Origin of the sequence: Herbaspirillum sp. Sphag64 (genome assembly GCF_014192645.1) — a bacterium.
GTDB lineage: Bacteria > Pseudomonadota > Gammaproteobacteria > Burkholderiales > Burkholderiaceae_D > Herbaspirillum.
The window spans coordinates 661,392-682,267 of the sequence record NZ_JACHYE010000001.1; the positions used below are offsets into that span (position 1 = coordinate 661,392).

The 20,876-nt window shown below is 53.3% G+C and carries 18 protein-coding genes; 5 read left to right on the forward strand and 13 right to left on the reverse strand.

Annotation, left to right across the window (positions count from 1 at the left end; translation table 11 throughout):
* Positions 1-174: 174 nt before the first annotated feature.
* Positions 175-336 carry a YdcH family protein gene (locus tag FHW66_RS02925; RefSeq protein WP_255458823.1) on the reverse strand — a complete coding sequence of 54 codons (162 nt, stop codon included), beginning with the start codon at positions 334-336 and terminating at the stop codon, positions 175-177.
* On the opposite strand from FHW66_RS02925, the gene FHW66_RS20835 reads away from it, so the two are divergent.
* Entirely contained in the window at positions 274-420 is a 147-nt protein-coding gene (locus FHW66_RS20835; protein ID WP_255458829.1) for a hypothetical protein, read from the forward strand. The genes FHW66_RS02925 and FHW66_RS20835 overlap by 63 nt on opposite strands.
* Positions 421-512: 92 nt before the next feature.
* Here FHW66_RS20835 and FHW66_RS02930 read toward each other — a convergent pair whose 3' ends face one another.
* The 12 genes from FHW66_RS02930 to FHW66_RS02985 all read right to left on the reverse strand — a co-directional run bounded on the left by FHW66_RS02930 (position 513) and on the right by FHW66_RS02985 (position 14,772).
* Positions 513-1,319: a hypothetical protein gene (locus tag FHW66_RS02930; protein WP_183378196.1), complete on the reverse strand. Its 807-nt coding sequence runs from the start codon at positions 1,317-1,319 to the stop codon at positions 513-515.
* 16 nt (positions 1,320-1,335) lie between these two features.
* Positions 1,336-2,433, reverse strand: a complete 1,098-nt coding sequence (gene zapE, locus FHW66_RS02935; protein WP_183378197.1) for a cell division protein ZapE — start codon at positions 2,431-2,433, stop codon at positions 1,336-1,338.
* A 160-nt stretch (positions 2,434-2,593) separates the two neighbouring features.
* Complete coding sequence (lpdA, locus tag FHW66_RS02940) at positions 2,594-4,021, reverse strand: dihydrolipoyl dehydrogenase (RefSeq protein WP_183378198.1); 1,428 nt, start codon at positions 4,019-4,021, stop codon at positions 2,594-2,596.
* A 129-nt stretch (positions 4,022-4,150) separates the two neighbouring features.
* Positions 4,151-5,389 carry a 2-oxoglutarate dehydrogenase complex dihydrolipoyllysine-residue succinyltransferase gene (gene odhB / locus FHW66_RS02945; RefSeq protein WP_183378199.1) on the reverse strand — a complete coding sequence of 413 codons (1,239 nt, stop codon included), beginning with the start codon at positions 5,387-5,389 and terminating at the stop codon, positions 4,151-4,153.
* Between the two features lie 76 nt (positions 5,390-5,465).
* Entirely contained in the window at positions 5,466-8,330 is a 2,865-nt protein-coding gene (locus tag FHW66_RS02950) for a 2-oxoglutarate dehydrogenase E1 component (protein WP_183378200.1), read from the reverse strand.
* A 316-nt stretch (positions 8,331-8,646) separates the two neighbouring features.
* Complete coding sequence (gene gltA, locus FHW66_RS02955; RefSeq protein ID WP_183378201.1) at positions 8,647-9,951, reverse strand: citrate synthase; 1,305 nt, start codon at positions 9,949-9,951, stop codon at positions 8,647-8,649.
* Positions 9,952-10,151: 200 nt separating this feature from the next.
* A complete protein-coding gene (locus tag FHW66_RS02960; RefSeq protein WP_183378202.1) occupies positions 10,152-10,421 on the reverse strand; it encodes a succinate dehydrogenase assembly factor 2 in 270 nt (89 codons plus the stop codon).
* A gap of 125 nt (positions 10,422-10,546) precedes the next feature.
* A complete protein-coding gene (locus FHW66_RS02965) occupies positions 10,547-11,257 on the reverse strand; it encodes a succinate dehydrogenase iron-sulfur subunit (RefSeq protein WP_183378203.1) in 711 nt (236 codons plus the stop codon).
* Positions 11,258-11,268: 11 nt separating this feature from the next.
* Entirely contained in the window at positions 11,269-13,047 is a 1,779-nt protein-coding gene (gene sdhA, locus FHW66_RS02970) for a succinate dehydrogenase flavoprotein subunit (protein WP_183378204.1), read from the reverse strand.
* Between the two features lie 2 nt (positions 13,048-13,049).
* Positions 13,050-13,415, reverse strand: a complete 366-nt coding sequence (gene sdhD / locus FHW66_RS02975; RefSeq protein WP_183378205.1) for a succinate dehydrogenase, hydrophobic membrane anchor protein — start codon at positions 13,413-13,415, stop codon at positions 13,050-13,052.
* Positions 13,416-13,417: 2 nt separating this feature from the next.
* Complete coding sequence (gene sdhC / locus FHW66_RS02980) at positions 13,418-13,828, reverse strand: succinate dehydrogenase, cytochrome b556 subunit (protein WP_183378206.1); 411 nt, start codon at positions 13,826-13,828, stop codon at positions 13,418-13,420.
* A gap of 158 nt (positions 13,829-13,986) precedes the next feature.
* Positions 13,987-14,772 (reverse strand): GntR family transcriptional regulator, encoded by a 786-nt coding sequence (locus FHW66_RS02985; protein ID WP_183378207.1) that lies wholly within the window; start codon positions 14,770-14,772, stop codon positions 13,987-13,989.
* 438 nt (positions 14,773-15,210) lie between these two features.
* Between FHW66_RS02985 and FHW66_RS02990 the strand changes: the two genes are divergently transcribed.
* From FHW66_RS02990 to acnA, 4 genes are all read left to right on the forward strand, one after another.
* Entirely contained in the window at positions 15,211-16,200 is a 990-nt protein-coding gene (locus FHW66_RS02990; RefSeq protein ID WP_183378208.1) for a malate dehydrogenase, read from the forward strand.
* A 70-nt stretch (positions 16,201-16,270) separates the two neighbouring features.
* Positions 16,271-17,281, forward strand: a complete 1,011-nt coding sequence (locus FHW66_RS02995; protein ID WP_183378209.1) for a CoA ester lyase — start codon at positions 16,271-16,273, stop codon at positions 17,279-17,281.
* Positions 17,282-17,299: 18 nt separating this feature from the next.
* A complete protein-coding gene (locus FHW66_RS20840; RefSeq protein WP_255458783.1) occupies positions 17,300-17,986 on the forward strand; it encodes a hypothetical protein in 687 nt (228 codons plus the stop codon).
* 121 nt (positions 17,987-18,107) lie between these two features.
* Entirely contained in the window at positions 18,108-20,801 is a 2,694-nt protein-coding gene (gene acnA / locus FHW66_RS03005; RefSeq protein WP_183378210.1) for an aconitate hydratase AcnA, read from the forward strand.
* The last annotated feature ends 75 nt before the right edge of the window (positions 20,802-20,876 follow it).

Consider the following 20,876-nt stretch of genomic DNA (forward strand, 5'->3'; position numbering starts at 1 on the left):
CATGCCTGTAAAAAAAGAAAACGGAAAATGATTAGCAAACCAGCCAAGATGCCAGCCCAGCCTGCCAGAAGCAAGCAGCCGTATTATGCCTGAAGCCGCTGAAGAGCCCTTCTGATCAGCGCTCTGATTGCTGCTGATCAGACAGGCAGAGAGATAGATAATGACAGAGAAATTTCAGGCGGGAATATCGGGTGTAAGTTGCATTTTCAGCAACACTATATGATCTTTCAATTGCAACTTTCGCTTCTTCAGCCGACGCAGTTGCAGTTCCTCATGACGCGATCCCTGAACCAGAAGATCAATCACGGCGTCCAGATCACGATGCTCGACTTCCAATTCGATAATGCGGCGCTGTATTTCTTCTCGGTGCGTCATGGTCATATTGGCTTCTATTGCAAAATAGTGACTGGTGGCCGCTGAGCCTCTTCCAGGAAAATTCGAGAGACAATGCTGGCGACAGTGTAATCCACCTTCAGCGAGGCAACAATCGCAGCACCCTGCCACCGACCTGGTTACTTCGCCTGACCGCCTGTCAGCGGGGCCGTCTCTGTCGCGTTTTGTGCTGATCCCTGTGCTGCCGCTTGCTGTTTCTTTTCAGCACGCTCTTTATCCTTGGCAGCCTTCTTGGCCTCAACATCCCGACGATGCGCCTCAGCCGCCTTCACTTTATCCTTATAGGCTTGCTCGTTGGCGGCGCGCTGTGGCGCCTTGGCAGCCTCATCTGCCGCTTCTGCCTTCAATTTCGCCTGGTGTGCCCTGACTCGGTCATTTTCATGACCGACGGCCGAGTCTTCACGTGCATCAACTGTTTGCTGCTTGGCAGCACTATCCTTTACCTGGCGTGCAGTCGCGGCGCTCTTGTTTTGCTGATCCCGCAAACGGCGCGCTGCATCCTGATCATCCTTGATACGCTGCTCTTCGAGCGATTTATCACGATCGTCTGCCTTGGACTGACGCTTGTAGCTGTTGGCAACCGCTTCAATTTCACGAATCTGCTTGATCAGAACGCGATGATGCTCCTTGGCGTTTTCCAGACAATAAGCGACAAAAAAATGCTTGTAACAGGCGCGTTGATCATCAATGTACTGATAGTCAAGTGAGGCTCGCTCTTTGGCGGCAACATCCAGTACCTGATCGGCACGCTCGATGGAATTGATGGAGTTTGCCGGATAGCGCTGACTAAAGGGGATCTCCGTCACCGCCAGCTTGTCGGCCTCCTGAGCTATCGCGGGCGTGCAGGTAGCGAGCACCATGAGCGGCAAACCAAGCAGCCCGAGGGCATGTTTCAATATCTTTTTCGAAGCAAAAAGTGAATGCATGTAAGGGTTTTCCATTTCAATCCAGCGTATCAGCTACCAGCCGTCGCTCGGCGTCCATATATTCGCGCGACTGCATTTCAATGATACGTGAAACCGTGCGATGAAACTCATTTGACAAGGTACCTTCGGTATAAAGCTCCTCCGGAGGTACTTCGGCAGACATGATCAGTTTCACCTTGTGATCGTAAAACACATCAATGAGCCACGTAAAGCGACGTGCTTCCGACGACATGGCTACCGACATGCGTGGTATGTCAGACAAAATGACGGTCTGAAAACGACTGGCTATTTCAAGGTAGTCATTTTGCGAGCGCGGTCCGCCACAAAGCGTGGCGAAATCAAACCAGATCGCGCTACCAGCGCGCCGTAGCGCACGGATTTCACGTGCTTCAATATGCAGTTGTGTATCTTCATCTGCGGTTTCTGCCACAGCAGCGAACGCATCGCGCAAGGCACTGTTCGTCTTTGCATTGAGCGGTGTATGGTAAATCTCGACCTGCTCCAGAGCGCGCTTGCGGTAGTCGACACCAGCGTCAATATTCATCACATCCAGACGATCCTTGAGCAACTGGATGGTCGGCAGCATGCGATCGCGGTGCAACCCCTCGGGATAAAGCGTATCAGGAAGGTAATTGGAGGTCATCACGAACGAGACACCATGATCAAACAAGCCCTTGAGCAGATTATAAAGAATCATGGCATCGGCGATATCGGAGACATGAAACTCATCGAAGCAGATCAATCGATACTTCTTGGCAATACGCAGTGCGACTTCATCGAGCGGATTGGCAATCCCCTTCAACTGATCCAGTTGACGATGAACGTCTCGCATGAATTCATGAAAATGAATGCGCGTCTTGCGCACCACCGGCACTACCGAATAAAAACTATCCATGAGAAACGATTTGCCGCGTCCGACACCACCCCACATGTAGACCCCGCGCGGGACATCCGGACGATTGATCAGCCGCTTGAAGGTACTTGAGCGCTGCGACTTGTACGCGACCCACTCATCGTAAGAGCGCTGCAGACGGTCAATGGCACGCCGCTGCGCCTCGTCAGCCTGATAGCCACGTTCGGCCAGCGCGTGATCGTAGAATTCGCAAACATTCATGGTCAATCAATACTTTCAGTAGTGCCATCGGATGGCGTCGGTGACTAGCAATGGCCACCAATGGCCATCCAACAAACGAAACACGATAAAACAAAATGGGCGAGCCAGGCTCGCCCATTGATGATGGTTGCAGTTTACCAGTAACGGCAAACTGCCAGCATCAGAAGTTCAGCGCACGCTTGTCAACTGCCAGCGCGGCTTCCTTGGTCGCTTCCGACAAGGAAGGGTGAGCATGGCAAATACGTGCAATGTCTTCTGCCGAAGCACGGAATTCCATCGCCACCACTGCTTCTGAAATCAGCTCAGAGGCAACCGGTCCGACAATATGGACTCCCAGGATTTCGTCAGTCTTGACATCCGCCAGGAACTTGACCATGCCCGAAGTATCACCCAAGGCACGCGCACGACCATTGGCCAGGAACGGGAAGGTACCAACCTTGTAGGCAACGCCATCGGCCTTCAATTGTTGCTCTGTCTTGCCAACCCAAGCGATTTCCGGCGACGTGTAAATCACCCATGGAATCGTGTTGAAATTGACATGACCGTGTTGACCAGCGATACGCTCAGCCACGGCAACGCCTTCTTCTTCAGCCTTGTGTGCGAGCATCGGGCCGCGCACCACGTCACCGACCGCCCACACGTTCGGCAGATTAGTCTTGCAATCACCGTCAACGGCAACGAAACCACGTTCATCGAGTGCCAGACCAATACCTTCAGCGTTCAGGCCGATGGTGTTAGGCGTACGGCCGATTGAGACGATCAGCTTATCGAAAACAGCCTTTTGGGCGACACCCTTGTCGTCGGTGTATTCCACGCTGACGTCGTTCTTGCCAGCCTTGATCTCGCCAATCTTGACACCCAGATTGATCGACAAACCTTGCTTTGCCAGCAGCTTGTGCGCTTCCTTGGCAATCTGTTCATCGACTGCACCCAGGAAAGTCGGCAAGGCTTCCAGCACGGTCACTTCCGCACCGAGACGACGCCATACCGAACCCATTTCCAGACCGATCACGCCAGCACCGATCACACCAAGCTTCTTCGGCACTTCGGTAATCGCCAGCGCGCCGGTGTTGGACAAAATCAGTTGTTCATCAAACGGTGTGCCTGGCAATGCTCGGGCATTGGAGCCAGTTGCAATGATGACGTGCTTGGCGGTAATCGATTCTTCAGCAGCACCGGCAACCTTGATTTCATAGCCGCTGGCATCGCCCTTGACGAAGCTGCCACGACCATGGAAGAAGCTGACCTTGTTCTTCTTGAACAAGTATAGGATACCGTCGTTGTTTTGCTTCACAACGGTATTCTTGCGACCCAGCATCTGTGCCAGATTCAGACCCAGACCCTTGACTTCGATGCCGTGCTCGGCAAAGCCATGCGCCGCGTGCTCATAATGCTCGGACGATTGCAACAATGCCTTGGAAGGGATGCAACCGACGTTGGTGCAGGTACCGCCCGGTGCCGGACCGCCCTTTTCATTTTTCCACTCATCGATGCAGGCGGTGTTAAAACCCAACTGCGCTGCGCGGATTGCTGCGATATAACCACCAGGGCCGCCACCGATGACGACCACATCAAAATTCTTGCTCATGATTTTTCCTAATTCGTTTTTTCTGCGAACCGCGTCCGCATTCAACATGCAAAAGGCGCAGGACAGTCTGAAGCCATGCTGGCATTCTCGCTGATCCTGCGCCCTTTCAGTCCACTGATCCGTTGGCTATCAGAGATCGAGCAACAGACGTGCAGGATCTTCCAGCGCTTCCTTGATTGCCACCAGGCTCAAGACAGCTTCGCGGCCGTCGATGATACGGTGGTCATAAGACATGGCGAAGTAGTTCATCGGACGAATCACGATCTGACCGTTTTCAACGACAGCACGATCCTTGGTCGCGTGGATACCCAGAATGGCCGATTGCGGTGGGTTGATGATCGGTGTCGACAACATGGAGCCGAAAGTACCACCATTGGACACAGTGAAGGTACCGCCGGTCAGTTCTTCGATCGACAGCTTGCCGTCCTTGGCTTTTTGACCAAATTCACCAATCTTCTTTTCGATGTCAGCGATCGACATCTGATCTGCATCACGCAGCACAGGAACAACCAGACCACGTGGCGAACCGACGGCGACGCCGATGTCGAAATAGCCGTGGTAGACAATATCGTTGCCGTCAACGGAAGCATTGACGATTGGATACTTCTTCAGTGCATGAACCACTGCCTTGACGAAGAAGGACATGAAGCCCAGCTTGACGCCGTGCTCTTTTTCAAACTTGTCCTTGTACTTCGCACGCAGATCCAGCACTGGCTGCATGTTGATTTCGTTGAAAGTGGTCAGAATCGCGTTGGTTGCTTGCGATTGCAACAGACGCTCAGCTACACGCGCACGCAGACGGCTCATTGGTACGCGCTCTTCCGGACGATTTTCCAGGCTGGCCTTGACCGGTGCCGCAACTTGTTGCAATGCAGGCTTGGCAGCCGCTGCTGGTGCAGCAGGTGTTGCCAGGGAAGCCAGCACGTCGCCCTTGGTGACGCGACCATCTTTACCGGTACCAGCAACTTGCGAGGTCGACAGATTGTTGTCAGCCAGCAGCTTGGCTGCGGCAGGCATCGCAACGTCAGCCTTGGAGACCGATGCTGGTGCAGCTGCTGCAACTGGTGCAGCTGCCGCAGCGGCTGGAGCTGGCGCTGCCTTGACTTCAGCAACACCGGCGGCCGACGCATCCGTATCCAGAATAGCGATGACTTCACCAGCAACAACAGTAGAACCATCACCCTTGATGATTTCCGCGATCACACCTGAGTCTGGTGCCGGCAATTCCAGCACAACCTTGTCAGTTTCGACGTCGATCAGGTTTTCGTCGCGTGTGACAGCCTCACCCACTTTTTTATGCCATTGCAGCAGCGTTGCTTCTGCAACAGACTCTGATAATTGTGGGACTTTTACTTCGATTCGTGCCATGTAACTCTCCAATTCGGGTTATTCAATAAACATCAGCGCGCTTCACCTCAGGTGAAGCGCGCTATGTGGATCTGATTTATTTGGTCAGGACAAAGCCCTTGAGCTTCGAAAACGCGGTGTCGATCAATGCCTTTTGTTGCGCATAGTGCTTGTCGTAGTAACCGACAGCTGGGGATGCGCTGGCTGGACGACCTGCGTAAGCAAGCTTTTGACCCTCAGTCAGATTCTCAAAGATGTTGTGCTGGATTTGCAGCCATGCACCTTGGTTTTGCGGTTCATCCTGAGCCCAGACCAATTCCTGGAAGTTCGGGAATTGCTTGAGTTCAGCAGCAAATGCCTTGTGCGGGAATGGATACAACTGCTCCACACGGATGATGGCAGTATCAGTCTGCGCACGCTCCTTACGTGCATTGACCAGGTCGTAGTAAACCTTGCCGGAACAAGCGATAACACGCTTGACCTTTTTGGCATCGATCTTTTCATCCAGCTCGCCAATCACAGTCTGGAAGGAGCCTTTGGCCAACTCGGACAGTGGCGAACCAGCATCCTTGTTACGCAGCAGCGACTTCGGCGTCATGATGATCAGCGGCTTGCGGAACAGACGGATCATCTGACGACGCAGCAGGTGGAAAATCTGTGCAGCAGTCGTTGGCTGCACCACTTGCATATTGTTGTCAGCGCACAGTTGCAGATAGCGCTCCAGGCGTGCTGACGAGTGCTCAGGACCTTGACCTTCGTAGCCGTGTGGCAGCATCAGTACCAGACCGGAGGCACGACCCCACTTGACTTCACCAGAGCTGATGAACTGGTCAATGACAACCTGTGCACCGTTGGCGAAGTCACCGAATTGCGCTTCCCAGATGGTCAGCGTGTTCGGTTCTGCAGTCGAATAGCCGTATTCAAAACCCAGCACTGCTTCTTCCGACAGGACCGAGTCAATTACGGTGTAAGGAGCCTGGTTTTCTGCAACGTTTTGCAGAGGGATATATGTACCAGCATCCCAACGCTCGCGGTTTTGATCATGCAACACTGCGTGACGGTGCACGAAAGTACCGCGACCAGCATCCTGACCGGTCAGACGGATGGAATAACCGGAGGCAACCAGCGAAGCATAGGCCAGATGTTCGCCCATACCCCAGTCCAGATTGAGTTCGCCACGCCCCATGGTTGCACGGTCGTTGATAACCTTTTCAACCAGCGCGTGTGGTTTGAAGCCTTCTGGAATCGTGGTGATGCGTGTTGCCAGACGCTTCAGTTCAGCCAGCGGTACAGCTGTATCGGCAGCGTCAGTCCATTTGCGATTCAGGAATGGCAGCCAGTCAACAGCGTACTTGCTCTTGAAGTTAGTGATGACTGGATCAACGGTGTGCTTGCCGGCATCCATTGCCGCGCGGTAAGCCTTGACCATCTCATCGCCACCATCAGCAGGGATCGTGCCTTGTGCAGCCAGCTTGTCTGCGTACAGCTTACGTGTACCAGGGTGTTGCGCGATCTTCTTGTACATCAGCGGCTGTGTCAGCGCTGGCGTATCTTGCTCGTTATGACCCAGTTTGCGGAAGCAGATGATATCGACCACGATATCCTTCTTGAACTGCATACGGTAGTCAACCGCGATCTGGGTCGCGAAGACAACTGCTTCAGGATCATCACCGTTGACGTGCAACACCGGTGCTTCGATCATCTTGACGACGTCCGAGCAATACAGTGTGGAGCGCGAGTCACGTGGATCGGAGGTAGTGAAGCCGATCTGGTTGTTGATCACGATGTGCACGGTGCCGCCTGTACCGTAGCCACGTGTTTGCGCCAGGTTCAGGGTTTCCATGACCACGCCTTGACCAGCAAATGCGGCGTCACCGTGGACCAGGATTGGCAATACTTGCGAGCCATCCTTGTCGCCACGACGTTCCATACGCGCCTTGACCGAACCTTCAACCACAGGGTTGACGATTTCCAAATGCGATGGGTTGAACGCCAGTGACAGGTGGACCGGACCGCCTGGGGTGCTGATGTCGGAAGAGAAGCCTTGGTGATACTTGACGTCGCCAGCTGGCAGATCATCAGCGTGATGACCTTCAAACTCGGAAAACAGTTCTTGTGGAGTTTTGCCCAGGGTATTGACCAGAACATTGAGACGACCGCGGTGGGCCATACCGATCACGATTTCCTGGACGCCCTTCTCACCGGCGCGCTGAATAGTCTCATCCAAGGAAGCGATGAAGCTTTCGCCACCTTCCAGCGAGAACCGCTTTTGACCAACATACTTGGTGTGGAGATAGCGCTCCAGACCTTCGGCAGCAGTCAGGCGATCAAGAATGTGCTTTTTCTTTTCTGCAGTAAATTTCGGCAGCGCACGGGTTGGTTCCAGACGTTCCTGGATCCAGCGCACTTCAGCCGGGTCACTGATATAGGTGAATTCTGCACCAATCGAACGGGTGTAGGTTTCGCGCAATGCGTTCAACAAATCACGCAACGACGCTGTTTCACCGCCAAAATAGGTGTTGCTGATATTAAAGACGATATCCATGTCCGAGTCGGAGAAGCCGTAAAAGCTTGGCTCTAGCTCGGGGATCGTCGGACGTTCCTGACGTTGCAGCGGATCCAGATTGGCGTAACGCGAACCGAGGTCACGGTAACCGGCAATAAGTTGGGTAGCGGCAACGCGCTTACGACCCATCTCGGCATCGGCGGATGCGACAACAGTGCGAATCGGGCCTTGCTTGGCACGCTCAGCGAACGATGCGATCACTGGTGCATGGGCGACGTCGGGACGATTGGAACCGTCAACTGCAGGTACGTGTTGCACCGCGTCGAAATAGGCACGCCAATTATCTGGTACGGATCCGGGGTTATTGAGGTACGCCTCGTACAATTCTTCCAAGTACGGCGCATTTCCACCAAAGAGGTAGGAGTTGAGGTTGTACTGCTCGTAGAGCTGCGTCATTCTTGCTCACCTTTCTTCGCGTTTCGCGAGATTAGCGGGTTAATCTAACCTTCCGCGACACGGCCTGACCGGTTAGCGGATTGCACATCAAGTTGTGGGGGAAGGACCATGTCTACCTGAACTTTTTTGAGTTATCCAGCCAGCATGGCTCGAATTATATCCGCTTCTTTCCAATAAAAAAGCGAATCCTGAAGATTCGCTTTTTTATTTGTTGCTATTTGTAGCCAAGGCCTCTGGACCGGCTTCTGCTTGACTCTGCCAACATTGCTTAATGACAAAATGATGACATTGACCGTATCATCAGCCTCAGAATGTTTTAGCCACGCTTGTCGATAGTTGGCACGTCGCGCTTGACGGAACCAACAAACAACTGACGTGGGCGACCGATTTTTTGCTCAGGGTCGGAAATCATTTCGTTCCATTGAGCAATCCAGCCCACTGTACGTGCCATTGCAAAGATGCAAGTAAACATCGAAGTCGGGATACCCAGTGCGCGTTGAACGATACCAGAGTAGAAGTCGACGTTCGGATACAGCTTGCGAGAAACAAAGTAGTCGTCTTCCAGAGCGATCTTTTCCAGCTCCATTGCCAGCTTGAACAATGGGTCATCATGCAGACCCAGTTCATTGAGCACTTCGTAGCAGGTTTCACGCATCAGCTTGGCGCGTGGATCGTAGTTCTTGTAGACGCGATGACCGAAGCCCATCAGCTTGACGCCGGAGTTCTTGTCCTTGACCTGCTTGATGAACTCAGGAATCTTGTCGACCGAACCGATTTCTTCGAGCATGCTCAATGCAGCTTCATTGGCACCGCCGTGGGCAGGACCCCACAGGCAAGCGATACCTGCTGCGATACATGCAAAAGGATTGGCACCGGAAGAACCAGCCAGACGAACAGTCGAAGTCGATGCGTTTTGCTCATGATCTGCATGCAGAATCAGGATACGGTCGAGTGCACGAACCAACACTTCGTTGACCTTGTACTCTTCGCACGGATTGGCAAACATCATACGCATGAAGTTGGCGCTGTACGACAGGTCATTACGTGGATACACGAATGGCTGACCAATGCTGTACTTGTAAGCCATGGCGACCAGCGTTGGCAACTTGGCGATCATGCGAATTGCAGAAACGTCACGGTGCACTGGATTGCTGATATCCAGAGAATCATGGTAGAACGCCGACAAGGCACCGACCGAACCAGTCAGCACTGCCATCGGGTGAGCATCGCGACGGAAACCGCGGAAGAAGAAATTCATCTGCTCGTGCACCATTGTGTGCTCAGTGACAGTGCCGACGAATTTTGTCTTTTGCTCTGCAGTCGGCAGCTCGCCGTGCAACAGCAAGTAGCATGTTTCCAGGAAGTCGCAATTGACAGCCAATTGCTCAATCGGGTAACCACGGTACAGCAGCTCGCCCTTGTCGCCATCGATATAGGTGATCGAGGAGTTGCAAGCTGCTGTCGACATGAAGCCCGGATCGTAAGTGAACTTGCCGGTGGCACCGTAGAGTTTGCGGATGTCGATGACGTCCGGACCAATAGTGCCCTTATAGACAGGAAAATCCAGGGATGGCGTACCGTCGGAGAACGACAGGGTCGCTTTGATATCTGAGGTGGGCATAGTTCTTCCTTCAGCTGTGGTAATGAATCGTTAATCAAAAATCGCAAACCAACCGCTCAGAGTCGACAACAAAATGAGGCTGGATAAACGGCGCCCGAAATAAGCACCCTACACGTATCCCAACAAATTCATTGAGTGGCCGCCTCCGCTAGTATCTCGGCTGCTTCTTAAGCAATACAGCCCGAACCTCTCAACAGCGCTCAGGCACTACGCAACTTTTTGAGCAAGGCATGGACATGCGGCAAATCCACAGCTGCTTCCGGCTCCTTGCGTATCAGGAGCAAATCCATCAGATCGTTGTCACTCAAATCCATCAGCCGCGAGAACGCATCAACCTCGTCGTCACTCATTGCTTCCTCGTTAGCATCCAAAAAACGAGTAAGGATCAGATCATTTTCCAGCAAGCCACGGCGAGCGCGCCAACGCAAGCGTGCACGTTTAGCAGGATCGTCTTGATGGTTAAGGGACATGAATACCGTTCACTTCAAATTAATACCGATGAGGATTCTTCCGTCACACAGTCGAACCAACGGAAAAATGACTCAGATGGGAACAACCAGAGCGGGAATTTCCCGCTCTGTAGTGCAAACAACAACTACACGGCGCGACGCACCATCAACTCCTTGATCTTGCCGATTGCCTTGTTGGGGTTGAGCCCCTTAGGGCAAACATCAACGCAGTTCATAATGGAACGGCAACGGAACAGGCGATAAGGATCTTCCAGATCGTCCAAACGTTGCCCTGTCGCCTGATCGCGGCTATCAGCAATGAAGCGATACGCTTGCAACAGGCCGGCAGGACCAACAAACTTGTCTGGATTCCACCAGAACGACGGGCAAGATGTCGAGCAGCATGCGCACAGAATGCACTCATAAACACCATCCAGCTCTTCGCGCTGTTCAGGCGATTGCAGACGCTCTTTCTCAGGCGGAATGCTGTCATTGATCAGGTAAGGCTTGATCGAGTCGTATTGCTTGAAGAAGTTGGTCATATCGACGATCAAATCGCGAATCACCGGCAAACCTGGCAACGGCTTCAACACGATAGGCTCGGTCAGCTCATTAAGATTGGTGGTGCAGGCCAGACCGTTCTTGCCGTTGATGTTCATCGCATCCGAACCACAGACGCCTTCACGACACGAGCGGCGCAGTGCCAGCGAATCATCCACGTCTGCCTTGATACGTTGCAGCGCGTCGAGCAACATCTTGTCAGTTGGCTTGAGTTCGACTGTCAGATCTTGCATGTACGGCTTTTCATCCTTGTCAGGATCGTAGCGGTAAATTTTGAATTTCAGGGTACGTGTCATTTTCTGACCTCTTAGAAAGTACGTGCTTTAGGTTTAAACGTTTCGACGGTCAACGGTTGCAGGTTGACGGGCTTGTAGTCGAGACGATTCCCCTCGGAGAACCACAGCGTATGCTTGAGCCATTCAACGTCATCGCGATGTTCATAATCACGATGTGCGTGAGCACCGCGGGATTCCTTGCGGGCTGCTGCTGAAGTAATGGTTGCCTTGGCGGTTTCGATCAGATTGTCCAGCTCCAGCGCCTCAACACGGGCAGTGTTGAACACCTTGGACTTGTCCTTGAACGAAACATGCTTGCGGCGCTCGTCCAGCTCCATGATCTTGCGAGCACCTTCTTGCAGCAATTCGTCGGTACGGAACACGCCGCAGTAGTGCTGCATAGTCGCACGAATGCTATTGGCGACATCCTGCACGCGCTCGGAACCCTTACTGTTTTCAATCCGTGCCAAACGTTCCAGCGCGTGATCAGCCGCATCAGCCGGCAGATCTTTGTGACTGCGATCCTGCAGCTTGCTGTCAACGATATGGTTACCAGCAGCACGACCAAACACCACCAGATCAAGCAACGAGTTAGTGCCGAGACGATTGGCACCGTGTACGGATACGCAGGCGCATTCGCCGATAGCGTACATACCCTGCACCACTTCCTTGTAGTTGCCATTTTTTGGCACCACAACTTGACCATAGACGTTCGTCGGAATACCACCCATTTGATAGTGGATGGTTGGCACAACAGGGATGGGCTCCTTGGTTGCATCGACGTTGGCGAACTTGTGTGCGATTTCCAGAATCGATGGCAAACGCTTCTGGATTGTTTCCGCGCCGATATGACGCAGGTCCAGCAACACGTGATCCTTGTTTGGACCAACGCCACGGCCTTCCTTGATTTCCTGATCCATCGAACGCGACACGAAGTCACGTGGTGCCAGATCCTTCAAGGTTGGAGCATAACGTTCCATGAAACGCTCGCCATTGCTGTTGATCAGAATGCCGCCTTCGCCGCGCACGCCTTCGGTAATCAACACACCAGCACCAGCAACACCAGTCGGGTGGAACTGCCAGAATTCCATATCCTGCAGTGGCAGGCCAGCACGCGCCGCCATACCCATGCCATCACCGGTATTGATAAATGCATTGGTCGAAGCAGCCCAGATACGACCTGCACCGCCAGTGGCGAACAAGGTGGTCTTGGCTTGCAACATCATGACTTCGCCGGTTTCCATTTCCAGCGCAACGACACCGAGAACAGTACCTTCCTGATCACGGATGATGTCGATCGCCATCCACTCAACAAAAAAATGTGTCTTGGCGCGTACATTGCGCTGATACAGCGTGTGCAACAGCGCATGACCGGTACGGTCAGCGGCAGCACAGGCGCGCTGCACAGGCTTTTCACCCAGATTGGCTGTATGACCGCCGAATGGGCGCTGATAAATCGTGCCGTCCGGATTACGGTCAAACGGCATACCGAAGTGTTCCAGCTCATAAACCGCCTTAGGCGCTTCACGGCACATGAACTCAATGGCATCCTGGTCACCCAGGTAATCCGAACCTTTGACGGTATCGAACATGTGCCAGTACCAATTATCTTCAGACATGTTACCCAACGACGCACCGATACCGCCTTGTGCGGCAACGGTGTGCGAACGCGTTGGAAATACTTTGGACAACACCGCCACGTTCAGACCGGCTTCAGCCAGCTGCAACGAAGCACGCATGCCGGAGCCGCCGGCGCCGACGATTACCGCATCAAAGCGGCGGGTTGGAATTGTGGATTTAATAGCAGCCACGATTACACTCTCCACAGAATCTGCGCCGCCCATCCGGCGCAACCGATCAGCCACAGGATAGTGGCAACTTGCAGTACCAGACGCACTGCGACTGGCTTCACATAGTCCATCCAGATATCACGCACGCCAATCCAGGCGTGAAAAAACAGACAGGCAAGTGCAGCGAAAGTCGCGATCTTGAACCACTGATGCGCAAACAGGCCTGCCCAGCCTTCGTACGTGAAATTGGTCGCGGTCAGGAAAGAGACCAGCAAAATGACCGTGTAAATAGCCATGACAACAGCCGTTGCGCGCTGGGCCAGCCAGTCACGCATACCATAGTGAGCGCCGACAACTAGGCGTTTTGGTCCGATATTATTATTTGCCATTTTTAGAATGCTCCGAACAGTTTCAATGCAACCAAGGCAGCCAGCGCCAGACTAACCACCAGTACACTGGCAGCCGATTTGCGTGCGCTCACTTTGTCCAAACCAATATGATTGTCCATGATCAAGTGGCGAATGCCGGCACAGAAGTGATGCAGATAACCCCAGGACAGGGCCAGAATGACGAGCTTGACGAACCAGTTGGAAGCGAAGCCTTTGAAATATTCGAATGAAATTTCGGAAAGCAGACTGTGATCCAGCAGATACAACACAAAAGGCAATAACAAAAACATCAACAGACCACTGATGCGATGCAAGATGGATACAACACCCGCTAGTGGCAAGCGGTAGCCAACAATTTGGGTAATTTGTATGTTACGAAATTGTGGCCGTGGTGGCTTAGCGGCTTCAGACATAACAAGGTTCTCCTCAGATTTAAAACAATTCTGCAATTTTCGCCTATTTCACGAACCTTCACCAATACTTATTCTGCTTTGCAGCAAATTAAGAGCACCCAACGCCGAGGCAAAATCAGACGGGCACGAGCTGAAGATAACTCAGCTCATCAGCATAATTAACTCAGTTCGCTCTGGTAGTGGTAATTCAACGTCAAATACAAGCCCCGTCGCATCTCCACTGGCTTATCACCATAAGTGAATGACGCTCGCTCAACACTGAGCAGAGGTGTTTGAGGCGCAACCCCTAAAAAAACCGCAGATTCCGGATCTGCTGCAACCGCACGTATTTGTTCTGCTGCGCGAATCATGCGGGTACCAAACTCGGTCTCAAAAAGACCATACAGAGGCCCTTTGTATTCCATCAGGCGCTCAGCTGTAAGGCCTTTGAAAATCAGTCCGGGCAACCAAATATCCTCGAGAATGATTGGCACGCCGTTGAAGGATTTTACCCGTTTAATAAAAATCACGGAGTCCCCCGACTTGATGTCGAGTTGACGCGCCACCTCAGCAGGCGCTCTCACACGTTTGACTTCGATGATTTTATTTTCTGCACGTTGCGGCAATTCAACATCCGGCGTCAAGCGCAGAAAACGAAATTGCGCCTGCGTTTCGTGATGGGTCGCCACGAAAGTCCCCTTACCCTGCCGCCGCACAACCAGATTCTCGGCAGCCAGCTCATCAATCGCCTTACGCACCGTCCCCTGGCTAACCTTGAAACGGCTACCGAGCTCGACTTCACTGGGAATAAGTTCGCCAGGCTTCCACTCACCAGACTCCAGACGCTGGGTGATCAAGGCCTTGATTTGTTGGTACAGAGGACTAAAAGTAGGAGAAGCTCCGGCAACACTAGTGCCCACGCTTGGCGCGTCGCTGTTATTCAGATTGGGCAGGCTGGAGCTCATAGACGCAAATTTGACCACAAAACGCCTGCACCCGTCCAGAAGAAACTACCCAAAAAAGATGTCTTATATAAGATATAAGATAGTGATTGACAGCTCACAAAGGCAAGCCTACACTCGCGAGCATGTTTGGCTAATGATCAATCTAGCTGGCGTGCCGAGCCCATCGAAACACCACCAACTTCATCATCAAGACACCGAACTGAGACACACCCTGCCATCCCAGAGCAGCGCCAGTACGCAAAACAAACTGACGCTAGTCGCTTTCGACGGTATGATTACGGTCTCATGAGAATACGAAGTTACTGTCGAAAAATTACGAATTTCGGCAAGAAGCGAGAAATTGTTGCGTGTATGCGCCCCTTTGTTTATGCAAAGCGCGACGACGACGGACTTCACCGCAGTACTTGATGCTTTCTATCACCACTTTGGAGATTCAACATGGCTAAAGCCCCTAAGCGTGTTGCCGTTACCGGCGCCGCAGGTCAAATCGGTTACTCCCTCCTGTTCCGCATTGCCAACGGCGATCTGCTCGGCAAGGACCAGCCAGTGATTTTGCAGTTGCTGGAAATCCCTGACGAAAAAGCGCAAAAAGCGCTCAAGGGCGTCATCATGGAAATTGATGACTGCGCATTCCCTCTGCTGGCTGGCGTTACCGCTCACAGCGACCCATTGACCGCATTCAAGGATGCTGACGTCGCGTTGCTGGTTGGCGCACGCCCACGTGGTCCAGGCATGGAGCGTAAGGACTTGCTGGAAGCCAACGCCCAGATTTTCACCGTGCAGGGCAAGGCGCTGGACGCTGTTGCTTCGCGTGACGTCAAGGTGCTGGTGGTGGGCAACCCTGCCAATACCAACGCCTACATCGCGATGAAGTCGGCACCGAATCTGCCAGCCAAGAATTTCACAGCGATGCTGCGTCTGGACCACAACCGTGCGCTGTCACAAGTCGCCGCCAAGATTGGTCAACCGGTATCGGCAATCGAAAAGCTGTGCGTCTGGGGCAACCACTCGCCGACCATGTACGCCGACTACCGCTTTGCCACTGCTGATGGCAAGCCAGTCAAGGACCTGATCAATGATCAAGTCTGGAACAAGGATACTTTCCTGCCAACAGTCGGCAAGCGCGGCGCAGCAATCATCGAAGCGCGTGGTCTTTCGTCGGCCGCATCGGCAGCCAATGCGGCGATTGATCACGTCCATGACTGGCTGCTCGGCACCAACGGCAAGTGGACCACAATGGGCATCCCATCGGACGGCTCCTACGGGATCCCTGAAGGCACCATTTTTGGTTTCCCAGTGACCACCGAGAACGGCGAATACAAAATCGTTCAAGGCCTAGAAATTGATGCGTTCTCGCAAGAGCGTATCAACATTACGCTCAAGGAATTGCTGGAAGAGCGCGAAGGCGTCAAGCATCTGGTCGGCTAATTGACCATTGCGCGGCGCGCCAACCCGGTTGGTGCGCCGCGCTTGTAAAACCATTTGGAATTCAGCAGCAATGCATCCCACCCAGGTCTTGTTCCCAGGCACCCGTGAACCGGTATCATTACCGGTGTGCGATCATTACGCCGGCTCAGAAAAGCTGATGCGCAAGTCGATCGCCCTGCAACAAGAGCTCGGCCCGATATTTGATATCACACTGGACTGCGAAGACGGTGCCAGTGCCGGCAATGAAGTCGCACACGCACAGCTAGTGGCAAGCCTGATCGCCAGCGATGACAACCGTTTCGCGCGTATTGGCGCACGCATCCACGATTTGAGCAACGCTCACTTTGCCAGCGATATCGAGATTATTTGTCAGCCAGCCACAGCGACGCGACTGGCGTACCTGATGCTGCCAAAGGTCAACAGCCTGGCTGACGTACAGCGTGCTATCAAGATAGTCAGCAGCCATACCCGCGAACGCGGCGTGCGCATGCCGCCATTACATGTCTTGATTGAAACGCATGGCGCGCTGGCAGAGGTCCATCAAATCGCTGCGCTGCCTGAAATCGAGTCACTATCCTTTGGCGTTATGGATTTTGTATCCGCCCATCATGGCGCCATCCCCGGTTCTGCAATGCGTTCCCCCGGCCAATTCAGCCACCCATTGGTAGCCCGGGCAAAATTGGAAATTTCAGCGGCCTGTCATGCGCACGGCAAAGTACCGTCGCACAATGTCACAACTGAAATTCAGGACACTACTGTTGTAACCGCCGATGCGCAACGCGCCGCAATGGAATTTGGCTACACACGTATGTGGAGCATTCACCCTCTGCAGATACAGGCAATCGTACACAGCATGCGTCCAGCCGATGACGAAGTCGCATTGGCGGCACAAATCCTGCTTAAGGCCCAGCAGGCACAATGGGGCCCAATCCAGCATGAGGGACGCTTGCATGATCGTGCAAGTTATCGCTATTTCTGGAGTATATTGCAGCGCGCGCACGCAGGCGGTGTACAGTTACCATCCCTGACCGAGAGCTGGTTCAAACCCAGCGGAACGTTTTCAACAACCAGTAAATACTGAATCACTGAACTAAGCACGATGAAAAAAATTCTCACCGCCCTGACTCTGGCCAGCGCCCTCCTCGCCACCGTAGCCACACAGGCATTTGCCCAAACCTCGGATGCCTCGGCGACACAGGCAAAAACTGCAAAGAGCAAGAAAACTGCCACAGGCAAGGCACACGCAAAGAGCAAGAAATCTGCAAAAACCAAAGCCCACGGCAAGAAAACCGTCAAGGCCAAGCCACACAGCAATAGCAAGAAAAATGTGAAGAGTACAGCGAAAGCCAAGCCAGCGGCCAACGAAAAGGCACAGGCTGCCGCGCAAAAAAATCTGCGCGACAGACAGGCAAAGGCCGTCCAGACACCACAAAAGATGCCCTTCTCGTCGGCTTCAGACGATGATGATCGTGAGCCGGAACTGAGTGGTACCAAATCAGCAGAATTCAGCTGCGAAATGGGTAACAAGCTGACCATCTATCAAAACGACCAGGACGACAAACACATCGCCATCCGCTGGAACCAGCATGTAAGCCGCCTGACCCGTGTCGCCACCACCACCGGTGCTAATCGCTTTGAAAATCACAAAAACGGTCTGGTCTGGATTGGCATCCCTGCCAAGGGGATTCTGCTTGACTCCAGGAAAGGGCAGCAACTGGCCAACGAATGCAAGAACGCAGCACAGGCAACTGCTGCTGCAGGCGTTCTGGCAGCGCCAAACAGCTGAAGCAACGCTGAGTGATACAGAATAATTGGCAACACAGAGCAGTCTCGTATTTGCAACGAAATTGAATCTTCGTAGCGTTAAAAAACCACTTATACCATTTGCAATCTAAGGAGAAGAGGCCATGTCCCGCAATACATTGAACACCTTGAAGGAATTCAAGATTTCCGGCACCAAGAAGGGCAAGTTCTACTCGCTGCCCGCACTGGAAAAGAAGCTCGGGATCAACATCTCCCGCCTGCCAGTATCGATTCGTGTCGTTCTGGAATCCGTATTGCGTAACTGCGACGGTCAAAAAGTGACCGAAGAACACGTTAAACAACTCGCCAGCTGGGGCGCCAAGGCTGCCCGTGTTGATGAAATCCCTTTCGTGGTTGCTCGCGTCGTACTGCAAGACTTTACGGGCGTGCCACTGCTGGCCGACTTGGCAGCAATGCGCAATGTCGCCAAGAAACTGGGCAAGAATCCTAAAAATATCGAGCCACTGGTTCCAGTCGACCTGGTCGTTGACCACTCGGTTCAGATTGACCACTTCCGTGAGAAGAAGGCACTGGATCTGAACATGAAACTGGAATTCTCGCGTAACAACGAGCGCTATCAGTTCATGAAGTGGGGCATGCAGGCATTTGACACCTTCGGTGTTGTGCCTCCCGGCTTCGGTATCGTTCACCAGGTCAACCTGGAGTATCTGGCACGCGGCGTGCACAACAAGAGCGGCGTCTACTACCCAGACACTCTGGTCGGCACTGACTCGCACACCACCATGATCAACGGTATCGGCGTAGTTGGCTGGGGCGTTGGTGGTATCGAAGCAGAAGCCGGCATGCTGGGCCAACCGGTTTATTTCCTGACACCAGACGTGGTGGGCGTCAACCTGACAGGCGAACTGCGTGAAGGCGTCACTGCAACTGACCTGGTACTGACCATCACTGAACTGCTGCGCAAGACCAAGGTTGTGGGCAAGTTTGTAGAATTCTTCGGCGAAGGCACCAAGTCGCTGTCGCTGACAGACCGCGCTACCATCGCCAATATGGCACCTGAATACGGCGCCACCATGGGCTTCTTCCCAGTCGACGAAGCCACCATTGACTACTTCAAGGGTACTGGCCGCACCAAGGCTGAGATCGACGCATTCGAAGCCTACTTCAAGGCGCAGAATCTGTTCGGCGTGCCGAAGGCTGGCGACATCGACTACACCAACGAAGTATCGCTTGATCTGGGTACCGTCGCTCCTTCGCTGGCTGGTCCAAAGCGTCCGCAAGACCGTATCGAAATCGGCAACGTCAAGTCGACCTTTGCTGATCTGTTCGTCAAGCCAGTGGCAGAGAATGGCTTCAACAAGAAAATCGAAGATCTGACCGCAACCTACGTCAACACGGATGGCGTGAATGTGAAGAATGGCGATGTGCTGATCGCGGCCATCACGTCCTGCACCAACACGTCCAACCCAAGCGTACTGCTTGCCGCTGGTTTGCTGGCCAAGAAGGCCGTGGAAGCCGGTCTGAAAGTAGCGCCGCACATCAAGACGTCGCTGGCACCTGGATCGCGTGTCGTGACCAAGTACCTGGAAGCAGCAGGCTTGCTGCCTTACCTCGAAAAGCTGGGCTTTGGCGTGACTGCATACGGCTGCACCACTTGCATCGGTAATGCAGGCGACCTGACTGCAGCAATGAATGAAGCAATCGTCAAGAACGATATCGTGGCTTCCGCTGTGCTGTCGGGTAACCGTAACTTCGAAGCACGTATTCACCCGAACATTCGCTCGAACTTCCTGGCTTCGCCACCACTGGTCGTGGCATACGCGATTGCCGGTAATGTCAACGTCGACCTGATGACACAACCGGTTGGCAAGGGTAAGGGCGGCAAGGAAATTTTCCTGGGTGACATCTGGCCAACTTCGAAAGAAATCGAGAAATTGCTGAAGTACGCGATGAATGCCAAGACCTTCAAGGAAAACTACGCTGACGTCAAGGGCGCACCAGGCAAGCTGTGGGAAGCCATCAAGGGTGTTGCCAAGGGTGAAGTCTACAACTGGCCAAGCTCAACATACATTGCTGAACCGCCATTCTTTGAAGCATTTACCGAGCAACCAACTGCGGCTGCCACCAGCATCACTGGTGCGCGCGCATTAGGCGTGTTTGGTGACTCAATCACCACCGACCATATCTCGCCAGCAGGCTCGATCAAGGAATCCAGCCCAGCAGGCAAGTGGTTGCAGGAAAATGGCGTGCTCAAGGCCGACTTCAACTCCTACGGCTCGCGTCGTGGCAACCATGAGATCATGATGCGCGGCACTTTTGCCAATGTGCGTATCAAGAACCTGATGGTTCCCGGTGTTGAAGGTGGCGTCACAGTGCACCAGCCAACCGGCAAGCAAATGGCGATCTACGATGCGGCGATGCAGTACATCAAGGATGACGTACCAACCATGGTGTTCGGTGGCGAAGAGTACGGTACCGGTTCGTCGCGTGACTGGGCAGCGAAGGGTACCCAACTGCTGGGCGTGAAGGCAGTGATCACACGTTCCTTCGAACGTATCCACCGCTCCAACCTGGTCGGCATGGGCGTTCTGCCTCTGCAGTTCATCGGCAATGACAGCGTGCAGACACTGGGCATTACCGGCGAAGAAACTTTCGACCTGAAGGGCCTGGACGGTGAAATCAAGCCACAACAGCAAGCAACCCTGGTGATCCATCGCAAGAATGGCGAAACCAAGGAAGTCAAGCTGCTGCTGCGTATCGATACACCGATCGAAGTTGATTACTACAAGCATGGTGGTATCCTGCCATTCGTGTTGCGTCAGTTGCTAGCAGCATAAGCATGGCTGGGTGATCCGCCCTATCGGGCAGGCCAGAAAACGCCGGTTTCGACCGGCGTTTTTTTCGTCTGACCA